This window comes from Arsukibacterium sp. (genome assembly GCF_033722355.1).
Classification (GTDB): Bacteria; Pseudomonadota; Gammaproteobacteria; order Enterobacterales; family Alteromonadaceae; genus Alishewanella.
This window is the reverse complement of sequence record NZ_JAWVZF010000060.1, coordinates 1-15,446: the sequence shown is the minus strand read 5'-3', so window position 1 is coordinate 15,446 and position 15,446 is coordinate 1. Positions and strand designations below refer to the sequence as shown.

General features: G+C 52.7%; 13 protein-coding genes and 1 pseudogene. 1 reads left to right on the top strand and 13 read right to left on the bottom strand.

Annotated features, from left to right (window positions below; translation table 11 throughout):
• Positions 1-584, bottom strand: a pseudogene (gene secA, locus R3177_RS07615) (preprotein translocase subunit SecA); the annotation flags it as partial.
• A 210-nt stretch (positions 585-794) separates the two neighbouring features.
• Between secA and R3177_RS07610 the strand changes: the two are divergent.
• Positions 795-1,256 (top strand): DciA family protein, encoded by a 462-nt coding sequence (locus R3177_RS07610; protein WP_318970441.1) that lies wholly within the window; start codon positions 795-797, stop codon positions 1,254-1,256.
• Between the two features lie 105 nt (positions 1,257-1,361).
• On the opposite strand, the gene lpxC is transcribed toward R3177_RS07610, so the two are convergent.
• From lpxC to R3177_RS07550, 12 genes are all read right to left on the bottom strand, one after another.
• The gene (lpxC, locus tag R3177_RS07605; protein ID WP_318970440.1) at positions 1,362-2,273 is read right to left on the bottom strand and encodes a UDP-3-O-acyl-N-acetylglucosamine deacetylase; all 912 of its coding nucleotides are present in this window, start codon (positions 2,271-2,273) and stop codon (positions 1,362-1,364) included.
• Between the two features lie 209 nt (positions 2,274-2,482).
• A complete protein-coding gene (gene ftsZ, locus R3177_RS07600) occupies positions 2,483-3,643 on the bottom strand; it encodes a cell division protein FtsZ (RefSeq protein WP_318970439.1) in 1,161 nt (386 codons plus the stop codon).
• 26 nt (positions 3,644-3,669) lie between these two features.
• A complete protein-coding gene (gene ftsA, locus R3177_RS07595) occupies positions 3,670-4,905 on the bottom strand; it encodes a cell division protein FtsA (protein WP_318970438.1) in 1,236 nt (411 codons plus the stop codon).
• A complete protein-coding gene (locus tag R3177_RS07590) occupies positions 4,902-5,675 on the bottom strand; it encodes a cell division protein FtsQ/DivIB (protein WP_318970437.1) in 774 nt (257 codons plus the stop codon). Before R3177_RS07590 ends, ftsA begins: the two co-directional genes overlap by 4 nt.
• A gap of 4 nt (positions 5,676-5,679) precedes the next feature.
• Entirely contained in the window at positions 5,680-6,615 is a 936-nt protein-coding gene (locus tag R3177_RS07585; protein ID WP_318970436.1) for a D-alanine--D-alanine ligase, read from the bottom strand.
• Positions 6,612-8,066, bottom strand: coding sequence for a UDP-N-acetylmuramate--L-alanine ligase (murC, locus tag R3177_RS07580; RefSeq protein ID WP_318970435.1), 1,455 nt, complete (start codon positions 8,064-8,066; stop codon positions 6,612-6,614). The genes R3177_RS07585 and murC overlap by 4 nt, the downstream gene beginning before the upstream one ends.
• Positions 8,063-9,148 carry an undecaprenyldiphospho-muramoylpentapeptide beta-N-acetylglucosaminyltransferase gene (gene murG / locus R3177_RS07575; protein WP_318970434.1) on the bottom strand — a complete coding sequence of 362 codons (1,086 nt, stop codon included), beginning with the start codon at positions 9,146-9,148 and terminating at the stop codon, positions 8,063-8,065. Before murG ends, murC begins: the two co-directional genes overlap by 4 nt.
• Positions 9,141-10,352: a cell division protein FtsW gene (ftsW, locus tag R3177_RS07570; RefSeq protein WP_318970433.1), complete on the bottom strand. Its 1,212-nt coding sequence runs from the start codon at positions 10,350-10,352 to the stop codon at positions 9,141-9,143. Before ftsW ends, murG begins: the two co-directional genes overlap by 8 nt.
• Positions 10,349-11,683, bottom strand: a complete 1,335-nt coding sequence (gene murD / locus R3177_RS07565; protein ID WP_318970432.1) for a UDP-N-acetylmuramoyl-L-alanine--D-glutamate ligase — start codon at positions 11,681-11,683, stop codon at positions 10,349-10,351. The genes ftsW and murD overlap by 4 nt, the downstream gene beginning before the upstream one ends.
• A 3-nt stretch (positions 11,684-11,686) precedes the next feature.
• A complete protein-coding gene (mraY, locus tag R3177_RS07560) occupies positions 11,687-12,769 on the bottom strand; it encodes a phospho-N-acetylmuramoyl-pentapeptide-transferase (RefSeq protein ID WP_318970431.1) in 1,083 nt (360 codons plus the stop codon).
• A complete protein-coding gene (locus R3177_RS07555; RefSeq protein WP_318970430.1) occupies positions 12,763-14,166 on the bottom strand; it encodes a UDP-N-acetylmuramoyl-tripeptide--D-alanyl-D-alanine ligase in 1,404 nt (467 codons plus the stop codon). The genes mraY and R3177_RS07555 overlap by 7 nt, the downstream gene beginning before the upstream one ends.
• Positions 14,163-15,446: UDP-N-acetylmuramoyl-L-alanyl-D-glutamate--2,6-diaminopimelate ligase (locus tag R3177_RS07550; protein ID WP_318970429.1), on the bottom strand; the 1,284-nt coding region annotated here is incomplete at its 5' end. The genes R3177_RS07550 and R3177_RS07555, both read right to left, overlap by 4 nt.

Below are 15,446 nucleotides of genomic sequence, written 5' to 3'. Positions count from 1 at the left end.
GGCGAAAATGCCATATTGTCGCGCAGGTAATCAAAGCCAAATTCATTGTTGGTACCGTAAGTAATATCAGCCTGATACGCCTGTTGCTTAGCCTGATGTGCCATCCCCGGCACGTTTACGCCAACGCTTAAACCAAGGAAACTGAACAGCGGCTCGTTGGTTTGGGCATCGCGCCGTGCCAGGTAATCATTGACGGTGATAACATGCACGCTTTTGCCGCTTAATGCATTTAAATAAGCCGGCAAGGTGGCAGTAAGTGTTTTACCTTCACCGGTGCGCATTTCCGAAATACGGCCCTGATGCAGCACGATACCGCCGAGTAACTGCACATCAAAATGGCGCATGTTAAATACCCGGGTGCTGGCCTCCCGCACCGTGGCAAAGGCTTCAGGTAAAATGTCGTCCAGGCTGGCGCCCTGCTGCACCCGTTGCTTAAATTCAGCGGTTTTCTGCTTTAAGGCTTCGTCGGATAAGGCCTGGTATTCAGCTTCCAGGGCATTAATCTGCTTCACATATTTCTGCTGTTTTTTCAGGAAGCGGTCGTTACGGCTGCCAACTAATTTGGCGAAAAATTTTCCAAACATTATCCAGATACCATTTAAGTTAAAACTGCTTTGCAGCCCTGGCCAGGCCAGTTATTTATTGTCGTTGTGCTTTACTGCCTGCCGGTCAAGCGGCTATGGGCAGGATATGGTGCCAGGCAGAACGGGTTTCAAGCCCGCCGATTTGTGCCAGCACCGATAAAACCTGTTACACTTACTGGCCCGCGATTAAGCCATTAAAGTACGCTGTTGATGAAACGCTATAGCCATAAACCTGAAGATCTCACCAAGCTGTTTGGCCAGAGTTCGCTGGCAGCGATGCAGCAACAGTATGAACTTGTTAGCAAATTAAATACCGAGTTATGCCACATTCTGCAGCTCGAGCAACTGAGTTTTTGTCAGGTGTCGAGCATTAAAGCCGGGCGGGCCGTTATTTTATGTCAATCGCCAGGCTGGGCAAACCGGTTAAAGATGCAGCGCGATGCCATTCTAGACAATTTCCGGCAAAAAATCTTGCCTGATTTAGCCGGAATTGATATTGAAGTGTCACCGCATGGCCAGATGGCCCGGCCCACCACCAAAACCCCTGCCAACGCGGTGGCCACTGCCAGACAACCTAATTTGTCCGACAAGGCGCGCGCCGCGCTGGAACAGGCCCTGGAACAAAGTGACGACAAAGTAAAACAAGCCCTGGCCCGGTTACTTGCCAGATAAGCCCTGAAAAAGGCTAGCAGTGCATAACGTATTCACTTGGATCTTTTTTTGGCGCCGAAATAAAAAAACCGACATTATGCCGGTTTTTTTAGTCTGAGAGTTGGATCAGGCCATTTGCGGTGCCAGATAAGAGATAGGCATGTCGGCTTTATCTTCAAAGCTGACAAATTCCCAGTTTTCCTGTTCGGCTAATACCGCGCACAATAACTGGTTATTTAAGGCGTGGCCGGTTTTGTACGAAATAAACTCGCCGAGCACACTGTAACCCGCCATATATAAATCACCAATGGCATCAAGAATTTTATGTTTAATAAATTCATCTTCATAGCGCAGGCCGTCCTGGTTTAATACCCGAAATTCATCCAGTACCACAGCGTTATCGAAGCTACCGCCTAATGCCAGATTATTAGCCCGCAGGTATTCAATATCGTGCAAAAAACCGAAGGTACGAGCCCGGCTGATATCTTTGATAAAGCCAGCCGCCGAGAAATCCATTTGCATCCGCTGCGTGGTTTCGGCAATCACCGGATGGTTAAAGTCGATGGCAAAATCGATTTTAAAACCATTGTGCGGGCGGATTTCAGCCCATTTATCGCCATCTTCTACCCGCACCGTGCGCTTGATTCTGATAAATTTCTTTGCCAGCTTCTGCTCGCTGATGCCAGCTTCCAGCAACAGGTAAACAAATGGATTAGCGCTGCCATCCATAATAGGAATTTCAGCCGCATCCACTTCGATAATCAGGTTATCGATGCCCAGGCCGGCAATAGCCGCCATTAAATGCTCAGTCGTAGACAGCCGCACGCCCTGCTCATTAATTAAACAGGTACACATCACCGTGTCACCCACCATTTGCGGGGTAACTTTAAAGTCGACTATTGGCTCAAGGTCAACACGACGGAACATAATGCCCGTGTTGTCAGGTGCAGGCCGGAGAGTGAGCGTAACCTTTTCACCCTTGTGTAACCCAACACCAATAGTACTGACTGTTTTAGCGACGGTACGTTGTTTAATCATAATTTCTTCCTGCTCAAAATTTAAGCAATCACAAAATGGCGGCGAAGCTTAGCATAACTTCAGCAGCTTTACCAATTTAATGGCAATGTTGGTCAGTCATCATCCTGACTAACTCCAGCTGAACTGCAGCTTAACTTCAACTGTTACTAATATTTACTTTGCACACCGGGCGTTTGCCAAACCACTGACAACGGGCCACCACCTGCCGCTTAGTCTGCCTGCTTGCGTAAAAACGCCGGAATATCAAAAATATCGATACCGCCTTTGCTTTCCGGCTGGGTTTTCACCTGCAGTGCTTCTTCTTTCTGCGGATTAGCTGCCGGTGCAGCATGACGCATGGTGTTACCCTGCTGCACATAGGCCTGTACCGGTTCAGCGCGGTGGTTTGGTACCAGGCTGATGTCCGGCCGACGATCTGCCCCGATACCGGTAGCAACCACGGTAACCCGTAATTCATCATGCATTTCCGGATCGATTACGGCACCGACTACCACAGTCGCGTTTTCTGACGCGAAGGCTTTTACTGCGTTACCGACAATTTCAAACTCTTCAATGCTGATATCAAGACCGGCAGTAATGTTAACCAGAATGCCTTTAGCACCTGACAAGTCGATATCTTCCAACAGCGGACTGGAAATTGCCTGCTCGGCCGCTTCCTCAGCACGGTCAGGACCCGTCGCACGACCGGTGCCCATCATAGCGGTACCCATTTCAGACATCACAGTACGTACGTCAGCAAAGTCGACGTTGATCAGACCCGGCCGTGTTATTAGTTCAGCAATACCCTGCACTGCGCCCAGCAACACATTGTTAGCTGCTTTGAACGCATCCAGCAGACTGGTCCCTTTGCCTAACACTTTTAACAGCTTGTCATTCGGAATAGTGATCAGCGAGTCAACATACTTGCTAAGCTCCAGAATGCCTTCGTCAGCGTAGGCAGTGCGCTTTTTACCTTCAAACGGGAAGGGTTTGGTTACCACAGCAACCGTTAAAATACCCAGCTCGCGTGCAACCTCAGCCACGATAGGAGCCGCACCCGTACCAGTACCACCACCCATGCCGGCAGCGATAAAAATCATATCGGCGCCCTGCAGCGTCTTCTTAATGGTTTCCCGGTCTTCTTCCGCTGAACGGCGGCCAATTTCCGGATTGGCACCGGCACCCAAACCTTTGGTGACCCCGGCGCCCAGTTGCAAAGTAATGTTCGCAGACGAATTACGCAGCGCCTGAGCGTCGGTATTCGCAGCAACAAACTCAACCCCTTCAATATTACTGGCGACCATATATTCAACTGCGTTGCCGCCGCCGCCACCAACACCTATTACTTTAATGACAGCTTCTTGGCTGTGGTTTTCCATTAACTCAAACATAGCTCTCTCTCCGTTTTTTACGCTCTTTAAAACTCACCTTTAAACCAGCTGCTGATTTTTTTCAGCAAACTGCTCACTGGATCGCGGCTTAACGCCGCACTTTTTTGCTGGGCCCGTACATCTTTACCATACAGCAGTAAGCCCACTACGCTGGCGTAGGCCGGGTCCTGCACATATTCTTTTAACCCGCTGACATGCATGGGTTGCCCTACCCGCACCGGCATCTGAAACACGTCTTCGGCAAACTCCACGGCCCCTTCCATCTTTGAGGTACCACCGGTTAGTACCAAGCCTGCCGCAATTTGCTCTTCCAGGCCGGAGCTGCGGATTTCTTCCAGCACCAGCTCGAATAATTCGTGGTAGCGCGGCTCGACAACTTCCGCCAGGGTATGACGCGACATAGAACGCGCCGGTCTGCCGCCAACACTGGGGACTTCAATACTTTCTTCTTTCCCTACCATACTGCGCAGGGCGCAGGCGTACTGCACTTTAATATCTTCTGCATGGCTGATTGGCGTGCGGAAGATTTTCGCAATATCGCTGGTAACCTGGTTACCGGCGACTGGAATCACGGCGGTATGGCGCAATGCACCGTTGGTGTAAATGGATAAATCGATAGTACCGCCGCCCATGTCGACCACACAGACTCCCAGCTCTTTTTCATCGTCGGTTAATACTGCATAACTGGAAGCCAGTGACGAGAAAATAAGCTGATCGACTGCCAGACCGCAGCGTTCAACACATTTTTCAATATTTTTCGCCATATCGTTAGCACAGGTAATAATGTGGGCTTTTGCTTCCATTCTTACGCCAGACATGCCGACCGGACTTTTAATACCTTCCTGCATGTCCACCGAAAATTCCTGCGGCAATACATGTAACATCCGTCGCTCAGCTGAAATAGGCACAGACTTGGCCGCGTGAATTACGCTGGCCACATCATCCGCGGTAACCTCGGTATCGTTAATCGGCACCATGCCACTTTCGTTCTGACAGCGGATATGTTTACCGGTGATCCCTAAATACACCGACGAGATCTGGCAGTCGGCCATTAACTCAGCCTCATTAATTGCCCGCTGCACCGCCTGCACCACCAGATTCAAATCATTAACGCCGCCTTTGTCCATGCCACGCGAAGCATGGGTACCCACCCCGACAATACTAAGACGGTTGTCCGGGGTGATCTCGCCTACCACAGCTTTAATCTGTGCAGTACCGATGTCCAGCCCTACTATCAGATCTCGTTCAATCGACTTTGTCATGCTTTTCTCTTTGGCTCCGTATTGGCATAACGCACGGCAATGCCGGTGTCATAGCGTAAATCGACTTCAGCTAATTCCTGTTCCCGGTGCTGCTGCATCGCCGGGTACAACTCGATAAAGCGTTGTATTCGTTTCATCGTGTCCTGCCGCCCCAGTTGCAACGCTACTCCTCCCTGCAGTTGCAGCCGCCAGGAAAACCGCTCGGTTAACCACAGCTGCTCAGCGCTGAACTGATGTAACTGCAACAGTGCCTGTATATGATGAAACATTGTCAGGGCATCCTGCTCACTGCCCTCGGGGCCGTGGAGCTTCGGCAATGCCGGGATCAGCTCATTTAACGGGGCAATAAACAACTCCCCTTTATTATTAAGCAACTGTTGCTGATTCCAGATTGCGACCGGCTGCTGCTCTGTCACCACCACCACCAGGGTATCAGGCCATTGTTTGCGCACGGCTGCCTGATAAACCCAGGGCTGTTGCTGCAGGAACTGCTGCACCTGATCAACGTTTACCCGAAAAAAATTCCCGACATATTCCTGTTGCAGTTGCTGTTGTAACAGCTGTTGCTGAATATGCTGGAAGTTACCGTATAACCGCACCTGTTTAATCGGCGCGCCCTGCTGGCTCTGTATCCAGCCATAAACCTGCAGCCCTCCCCAGCTAAGCATCCCCAGAGCGAGCACAAAAAACACCAGTCCGGCAATAAAACCGGGTTTGTGGTGACTGTGTTGCCTGTCTGCTAGCCGCTGAAAAAGCTGACTCAAGCTCATTTTATTAGTCCTGTTCCCTGTGATTGACGGCCAGGGTTTGCTGTAAAATACGCAGCACCAGCTCACTGAAACTTAAGCCGGCCGCTTTAGCTGCCATAGGCACCAGTGACTTTTCGGTCATACCTGGTACCGTATTCACTTCCAGTAAAAAGTGCTCACCCTGCTCGTTCAGCATTAAATCAACCCGGCCCCAGCCTGACGCACCTACCGCTTTAAATGCAGCCAGAGCATCACGCTGCATTACCGTCGTCTGCTCTGCCGTCAGGGGTGCCGGACACAGATACTCAGTACTGTTTGCCTGATATTTTGCTTCGTAATCATAAAATGGCCGCGGGGTACGCATCTCTACAACCGGCAGCACCGTCTCCCCCAAAATGGCGATGGTAAACTCCCGGCCATTGATCCAGCGCTCCACCAGAATTTCGCTGTCATACTGTAAAGCTGCGGCGATAGCCTGCTCCAGCTCTGCTGCAGTGCTGGCGGCACTCATGCCAATGCTGGACCCTTCATTGGCAGGCTTTACCATAACTTTGCCACCCAGCTGATCCAGTAATCCGGCGTAATCAATCGTCTCGCTGTGCACCACGGCAAAAGGGGCTGTAGGCAGCTGCTGAGCTATAAATAAACGTTTACACCGGATTTTATCCATGGCCAGTGCTGATCCCAGCACACCGCTGCCGGTATAAGGCAAACCGAGCAACTGCAGTGCCCCCTGCATAGTGCCGTCTTCACCGCCGCGGCCATGCAGCACAATAAATACCCGCTCCGCTTTCACATCGTTAAGCAATGCCGGCAGCGACTGCTCAGCCGGGTCAAACGCCACGGCATCGACGCCGGCCTGCTGTAAGGCATTGAGGACCGCTTTGCCAGAGCGCAGCGATACGTCGCGCTCGGCAGAATGACCACCATACATCACTGCCACTTTGCCAAAGTTACTCATACTGCCTCCTCCGACAATTGCTTTAACCGGTTGATATCCAGTCCGGTTGCGGCCAGCTCTTTTACCAGGGCGCCAATATTACCGGCGCCCTGAGTCAATACGATATCGCCCTCTTCCAGTACCTCAGCCAGTGCAGCAGCCAGCGCTTTGGGCTCAGCCACATAAACCGGTTCTATCTGGCCCCGCGCCCGGATAGAACGGCACAGGTTACGGCTGTCAGCACCGGCAATCGGGGCTTCGCCCGCAGCATAGACTTCCAGTAACAGTAATTTGTCGACACTGGACAACACCTGGGTGAAATCTTCATAAAGGTCGCGGGTACGGCTGAACCGGTGGGGCTGATAAGCCATCACCAGCCGCCGCTCAGGCCAGGCGCTGCGCACCGCGGCTATTGTCGCGGCCACTTCTGTAGGATGGTGGCCGTAGTCGTCTAACAGCAGTACCTTGCCCCGGCCGGTGTCGAACTCACCATATTGCTGAAACCGCCGGCCAATGCCTTCAAATTTACCCAGCGCAGCCAGAATAGCCTGTTCACTGATGCCCTCATCTGTTGCCAGCGCAAAGGCAGCAGTCGCGTTTAATGCATTGTGTTTACCGGGTAAATTAAGCTGAACTTCGCGCTGATTGCCGGCAGGATCAGTGATGACAAAAAAGCTACGGGTTCCCTGTTGTCTGAAATCAGTAACCCGGTAATCGGCATCATCGCTGAAACCATAGGTCAGCACGGTGCGGCCAATGGCAGGGATCAGGGAGCGCAGCACCTTATCGTCAATACAGACCACTGCCATGCCATAAAATGGCAGATTGTGACAAAACTCCAGATAAGTCGCTTTCAGCTTTTCAAAGTCACCGTCATAAGTGTCCATATGATCGGCTTCGATATTGGTAATCACCGTCGCCATCGGCTGTAAATGCAGGAACGACGCATCGCTTTCATCGGCTTCAGCAATCAGAAAACGGCCGGCACCTAACCGGGCGTTAGAGCCTGCTGAATTCAGTAAGCCACCAATAACAAAGGTCGGATCGGTGCCGGCTTCAGCAAAAATCGATGCCAGTAAACTGGTGGTGGTGGTTTTGCCATGCGTGCCGGCAATCGCAATACCGTGTCGGAACCGCATCAGCTCACCCAGCATTTCAGCCCGGCGCACCACCGGGATCCGCTGTGCTAATGCGGCGGCCACTTCCGGGTTCGCAGCTTTAATCGCGCTGGATACCACCACGACACTGGCGCCATCAACCTGACTGGCGTGATGGCCAAATTTCACCTCAGCGCCTAGCGATACCAGCCGCTCGATGACCGGGTTGGCTGCCAGATCAGAGCCGGTTACTTTGTACCCCTCGTTCAGCAGCACTTCGGCAATACCGCCCATACCGGCCCCACCGATACCAACAAAATGGATCCGCTCTACCCGGCGCATAGCCTGTTTTTTTTGTTGCGGTGTGCTAATCATACTACTTGTCCTGTTACTTGCCGGCACAGTGCGACGATCTGCTCAGCCGCATCTGTCTTTGCCAGATTTCTGGCACGCTGCGCCATTTGTTGCAGCGGTGCCTTGTCGGTTAACCAGGGTTGCATAACCGGCTGCACCCCCTGTTGTTGTAATTGCGATTGCGGCAACAGCACCGCCGCATCACGGTCAGCCAGCACTCTGGCATTGGCGGTCTGATGATCATCTATCGCGCCGGGCAACGGCACAAAAATAGCCGCCACGCCAACCGCTGCCACTTCACTTACTGTCAGTGCTCCTGAGCGGCATATCAGTACATCAGCCCAGCGGTACGCTGCCGCCATGTCATCAATAAAGGCTGTAACCTCTACCTGACAGCCGTCAGCCTTCAATGGCTGGTATGCCTGCTCAACCTCTGCCAGCATTGCCACGCCGGTCTGATGCCTTATGGCAATAGTGCCGCTTTTCGCCAGTTCGGTTAATTGGGCGGGTAACGCCCTGTTCAGCGCTTGCGCGCCAAGACTGCCGCCGACAATTAAGATATTCAGGCTGTCGGGCTCTGGGCGATCAGCACGGCACTTAAGTAACTCAGCGCGGATCGGATTGCCAACCAGCTGACGTTTCCGGTTACCCTGAAACGCACTGTCAAAAGCGACCAGCACCTTTTGCGCTAAGCGGGCCAGTAGTTTATTGGTGCTGCCCGCTACTGCATTTTGCTCATGAATAAGCAGGGGCGTGCCGCTTAACCAACTGGCCAGGCCTCCCGGGCCACTGGCATAGCCCCCAAAACCCAGCGCTATCGCCGGCTTTAACCGGCGACATACTGTGGCCGCCTGCCAGAATGCTTTTAGCAGCATCCAGGGCGCAGTCAGTTTGCTGACTAGCCCCTTACCCCGTAAACCCGCAACATGGATGCCGTAAAATGGCCAGCCAAAACCTGGCACCAGCCTGGCTTCCATCCGATCAGTGCTCCCCAGCCAGGCAATATCCCAGCCTTCAGCAGCCAGGGCCTTCGCCACCGCCTGAGCCGGGAAAATATGGCCGCCGGTGCCACCTGCCATAATAAGTGCCAGCGGTTTAGCCATGTTTGCCTCCGCTAAGCGCTTGTTTGCCTTTAAGCCGCACCTCAAAATCAATCCGCAGCAGCAAGCCGGCTGCCAGCAACATAATCACCAGGCTACTGCCACCTGAGCTGACAAAAGGCAGCGTTAGCCCTTTGGTGGGTAGCGCACCGGTGGCTACACCGACATTTACCGCAGCCTGAAAACCAATCCAGATCGCTAGCGCATAGGCCATAAAACCGTGAAAGCTTAGTTTCTTCGCCAGGGCGCGCTGTCCAATCCACAATGCCCGGTATACCAGCACAAACAGCAGCGTCATCAGCACGGCCACACCAATAAAACCGGTTTCCTCAGCAATCACCGCCAGAATAAAGTCGGTATGTGCTTCGGGCAGATACTCCAGCTTCTGGATGCTGTTACCCAGCCCCTGACCAAACCAGCCGCCACGGCCAAAAGCCATTAACGACTGGGTTAGTTGATAGCCGCTGCCAAAGGGGTCTGCCCATGGGTCCAGGAATGCTGTAACCCGCTTCCAGCGATATTCGCTGTAGACAATTAACACGCCAATGGCCATAAAGCCGGTGGCCATTAAACAAAGGAATTGCCAGATTTTGGCGCCGGCTAAAAATAGTAAGGCAACTGCAGTGGCAAACATTACAATAACGGTGCCTAAATCCGGCTGCATCAGCAGTAACACTGCAAATAAAAACAATACGGCTAACGGCTTTAAAAAGCCTTTCAGATTGTCCCGCACTTCCTCATGCCGGCGCACCAGATAACTGGCCAGATAAACAAAGAAGAAGAGTTTGGCAGGCTCAGCAGCCTGTAACCCGACAGGGCCTAAAGATAACCAGCGGGTACTGCCGTTAACATTGCGACCAAATAACAATACCGCCACCAGCAACAGAATACCCAGCAGCAGTAACCACATATTGCCACGATGCCACCAGCTTACCGGTACCCGCAATACTAATACTGCCATCGTCAGGCCAATACCCAGATAGACCAGATGGCGGATAGTAAAATGCAACGGGTTATTGAATAACCGCTCGGCGACCGGCATGGAGGCGCTGGTTACCATAACAACGCCGATAGCCAGGATAAGCATCAGCAGCGTTAAAAACAGTCTGTCGTAAGCCGCGTTGTCTTCGCGCTGCCAGGCTGCACTGATAATGTGCCACGGATTTTGCCAGGCGCCCTGCCAGATAGTTAAGCTAAGCTGCTTCATAGTTTCAGCTCCTTAACGGCTTTGGCGAACAGCTCACCGCGCTCGGCATAACTTTTAAACATATCCAGGCTGGCACACGCCGGCGATAACAACACCATGTCGCCACTTTTCGCCATTTTGGCAGCCTGCTGCACGGCGCTTTGCAAATCCTTAACCTCAGTGGCATGCGGGTGCAGCGCGGCAATCGCCGGGCCATCCTGGCCCAACGTGATAACGTGGTTAACATCACGGGTCAGCACGGGTTGTAATTCCGTCAGATCGGCGCCTTTAGCATCGCCGCCGGCAATCAGGATCAGCTTGCCACTGATGGACGGACGCAAACCGGCAATTGCCGCCAGCGTGGCACCAATATTGGTCGCCTTGGAATCGTTTATCCAGCGCACACCTTTATCAGACCTAACCAGCTGGCAACGATGCGCCAGCCCGTCGAACTGTTGCAAGGTGCGGGCAATTGCGGCTCGACTGGCCCCGCAGCTCAGCGCCAAAGCTGCGGCTGCCAGCGCATTAAACTGGTTATGGCTGCCGGTAATGGCCAACTGACTCACCGGCAATAGCGGCTCGCCGGCAACATTAAGCCACGGCTCACCTTTTACAATGCTGATGCCATAGTCGGCGTCTTGCAGGCTGATTGCCAGCTGTGTTGTGTCAGCAGCGGTCACCCCCGGATAGGTTAACGGATCAGCCTGGTTATAAACGGCCAGAGCGCTGTGCTGATATACCCGCTGTTTCGATGCCGTATACGCGGCCATATCGCTGTAGCGATCCAGATGATCAGCGCTGACATTCAGCAAACAGCTGGCACGGCTGTGCAAGCTTGATGTGGTATCCAGCTGAAAGCTGGACAGTTCCAGCACGAAGACTGCCGCATCCTGCTGGCGGATAGCATCCAGCACCGGCAAGCCAATATTACCGGCAGCCACGGCGTTGATACCGCTTTGCTGCAGCATCTCGGCGACCAGCGTGGTTACCGTTGACTTACCATTAGAGCCGGTAATAGCTATTACCGGCTTATCGTTATAACGGGCAAACAACTCGACATCGCCCAGTACTTCCACGCCCTGTGCCCTGGCAAAACGGATGGCCGGGTGACTGGGTGCCAGCCCCGGGCTGACAATAATCATATCCATCTGCGCCAGCCGGTTAGCGTCAAACTCACCCAGATAAATTCCGTCTACCTTGTCGGTGGCAATTTGCTCCAACCCGGCCGGCTTGCTTCGGCTGTCCATCAGCACCGGTTTTACCCCCTGCGCCAGCAAAAAGCGTACAGTGGCCAGACCTGACAGGCCCAGCCCCACTACTGCAATGCGTTTGGCGTTAAGGTTCATTTGCATAGCTTATCTCAGTTTCAGGGTCGCCAGACCCACCAGCACAAAGATGATCGATAGGATCCAGAAGCGGACGATAACCCGCGGTTCCGGCCAGCCCTTTAATTCGTAGTGATGATGAATCGGCGCCATCCGGAAAATCCGCTGCTTACGCAGCTTGTAAGAACCGACCTGCAAAATGACTGACACGGTTTCCATCACAAAAATGCCACCCATAATAAACAGCACTATCTCCTGGCGGACTAAAATCGCTATGATGCCAAGCACGGCACCCAGCGCCAGGGAGCCCACATCGCCCATAAAAACCTGCGCCGGATAGGTGTTAAACCACAGAAAACCGAGACCGGCACCAATCATGGCGGCACACAGCACCACAAGTTCGCTGGTATAAGGCAGATAGGGAATATTCAGATAAGCTGCAAAATTTACGTTGCCACTGGCATAAGCAATAATGGCAAACGCACCGGCGACCATAATAGTGGGAACGATCGCCAACCCATCGAGGCCATCAGTCAGGTTAACGGCATTGCTGGTGCCGACAATCACAAAATAACTTAATGCCAGAAACAACAACCCTAATTGCGGCATAACATCTTTTAAAAACGGGACCAGCAGCGCCGTTTCAGCAGGCCGCTCAGCAGTCATATACAGAAACAAGGCGGTGATAATGGCAAACACTGACTGCCAGAAATATTTCCAGCGGGCAATCAGGCCTTTCGGGTCTTTGCGGATCACTTTGCGGTAATCGTCGACAAAGCCGATGATGCCGAAACTGACCAGCACAAACAGAACAACCCAGACATATTTATTACTGAGATTTGCCCACAACAGGGTACTGACCAGAATTGACATCAGAATCAGCAGCCCACCCATCGTTGGCGTGCCTTTTTTTGAAAAGTGACTTTCCGGACCATCATTGCGTACAACCTGGCCAATCTGCATTTTCTGTAACCGGGCAATCAGGATCGGCCCAAAATACAGACTTAAAAATAAGGACGTTAACACGCCCAGAATTGACCGGAAGGTCAGATAGCTGAACACATTAAAAAAGCTAATGTACTGCGTTAAATATTCGGCTAACCACACTAACATGGGCTACGCTCCTGCTGACATCGTTCTAGCAAGTCCTGCACAACTAACTCCATTTTCGCACTTCGAGAGCCCTTAACGAGTATGGTGACATTTTGCTGGGTTGTAATAAGCGGTATCAGCCGGTCTAACATCGGCTGCCGCGAGCTGAAATGTGAGCCTTGTCCGTTAAACAAGTCACTGGCGCTCTGTGATAACACACCGAGGGTGAATAACAGATTAATGCCGGCGTCTTTGGCAAAAATGCCGATTTCCTCGTGGTACCGCCTTGCATCAGCGCCCAGTTCAGCCATGTCTCCTAACAGCAGCACCCGGTAGCCGGGATAACTGGCCAGTAAGTCAATTGCTGCTTTTACCGACTCAACATTGGCGTTATAGCTGTCGTCAATCAGCCTGATGTTGTTGCTCAGCTCGATAATATTAGTACGGCCTTTTACCCCGGCCATCTGCGCCAGCCCCAGCTGCACATCGCTAAGCTTCGCCCCCACCGCCATTGCCGCAGCCGCCGCCGCCAGGGCATTGGCAACATTGTGCTTGCCCGGCAGGCTCAGCTGCACCAGCACCTGCTCATTGTGGTAGACCAGCTTAAACTGAGCACAACCCTGATTATTCAGACTGATTTGCTCGGCCCTGATATCGGCAGTACTGTTATCAGTCACGCTGCCAGGCCGGTGATTGCTAGCAAAACTCACTATTTTCAACCGCTTACAACGGTTACGCCAATATTCGGTAAACTCACTGTCATGTTGCATAATGGCAATACCACCATCAGCGACGCCTGAGAAAATTTCGCTTTTTGCCCTGGCCACGCCGAAAGTGTCGCCAAAACCTTCCAGGTGCGACGCAGCAGCGTTGGTAATAATCGCAACATCTGGTTTGACCAGTGATGTGGTGTAGGCAATTTCACCGGCATGATTCGCGCCCAGCTCCATCACCGCAAAATGGTCATCCGGTGTCAACCGTAACAGGGTTAAAGGCACACCAATATCGTTATTAAAATTGCCCTGAGTGGCCAGTACCTGGCCGCATCGACTTAATATCGCCGCCAGCATTTCTTTGACCGTTGTTTTTCCGGCACTACCGGTGACGGCAATAGTTTTCGGCAGCAGCCTGGCTTTAACTGCTGCGCCCAGCTGGCCCAGCGCCAGCCGGGTATCAGCGACCACTATCTGACTGATATCTGCCGGCAGCGGCCGCTCGGTAACAATTGCTGCCGCACCTTTGGCGATCACGTCATCAACAAAACGACTGCCATCAAAGTTCGGGCCCTTTAAGGCAATAAACAGGGCGCCGGCGTTAATCGTCCGGCTGTCGGTACTGACCTCACTGATTAAATGATCGGTGCCGATTAATTGTCCCTGTAAAAGGGTGGCTATTTCTGCACAGCTTAGCGTTATCATAATGCCATCTCCGACATAAGTTGCCGCACGTAAGCACGTTCATCATAGTGGTGGTGTTCCTGCCCGATAATCTGGGTGGTCTCGTGGCCCTTGCCTGCCAGCAGTATCACATCACCGGGCTGAGCACTGGCTAAAGCCAGCTTAATTGCCTGTTGGCGGTTAGGTTCAATCCGGTAATTATCTGTCTGCTGCATACCTGCAGCGATGTCCTGACAGATTTGCAATGGCGCTTCGCTGCGCGGATTATCTGAGGTAACAATGCAATGATCGGCATGTTGCTGCGCCAGCTGGCCCATTAGTGGCCGCTTGCCTTTATCACGATCGCCGCCACAACCGAACACACACCATAACCGGCCACCGCAATGGCGACGTAACGCCTTAAGTGCCTGCTGCAAGGCGTCAGGTGTATGGGCGTAATCGACCACGACCGTAACGCCCTGGCTGAACGCAAACTGCTCCATCCTGCCTGCCAGCGGTTTCAGCTTGCTTGCGCCCTGCAGTAATTCTGTTAAGTCGTAACCCAGCGCCAGCAAGCTGCTGATCGCGGCTAACACGTTCTGAATATTAAATTCGCCCAAAAGCGGTAACTGCAGCTTGTGCTCACCAGCCTGGCTGGTTAACAGACATTCAAAGCCGTGCCGGGTGGCTTTAAGCTGGTGATAGCCGAGGAAGCGGCTGTGCCCCTGGCAATCCTCGGCTTTACCATAAACCCATACCGGAATATCATGACGACTGGCAAGCGCCTTACCCAGCGCGTCAGACACATTGAGCACCGCACAGCGGCTCATATCAGGCTGGAATAACAGGCTTTTTGCCTGACCGTACTCTGCCATGCTGCCATGATAATCCAGATGGTCACGGCTTAAATTAGTCAATACTGCTACCTGAAACTGAACGCCGGCCACCCGTTGCTGCGCCAGCGCATGCGATGACACCTCCATGGCGGCCAGCTGACGCTTATCCGCGACAAACCCGGCCAGAATGCGTTGTACTTCAATATAATGCGGTGTGGTATTCAGCAGTGGCGTCAGCTGCTGCCAGTGGCCATAGCCCAGGGTGCCAATCACAGCTGCCGGCGTATCACAGTACTCGGCCAGCTGATTAATAAAACAACTGGTACTGGATTTTCCATTGGTGCCGGTAATACCGATTAGCTGCAGATGCTGTTGTGGTTGCTGATAAAAGTGCGCAGCCAGTTGCGGCATCCGGCTTAGCAGGTCGGGCAGCACGATAATGCGGTCATCCTGCAGCGGCACCTCTGCGCTATCGGTCAGTACCAG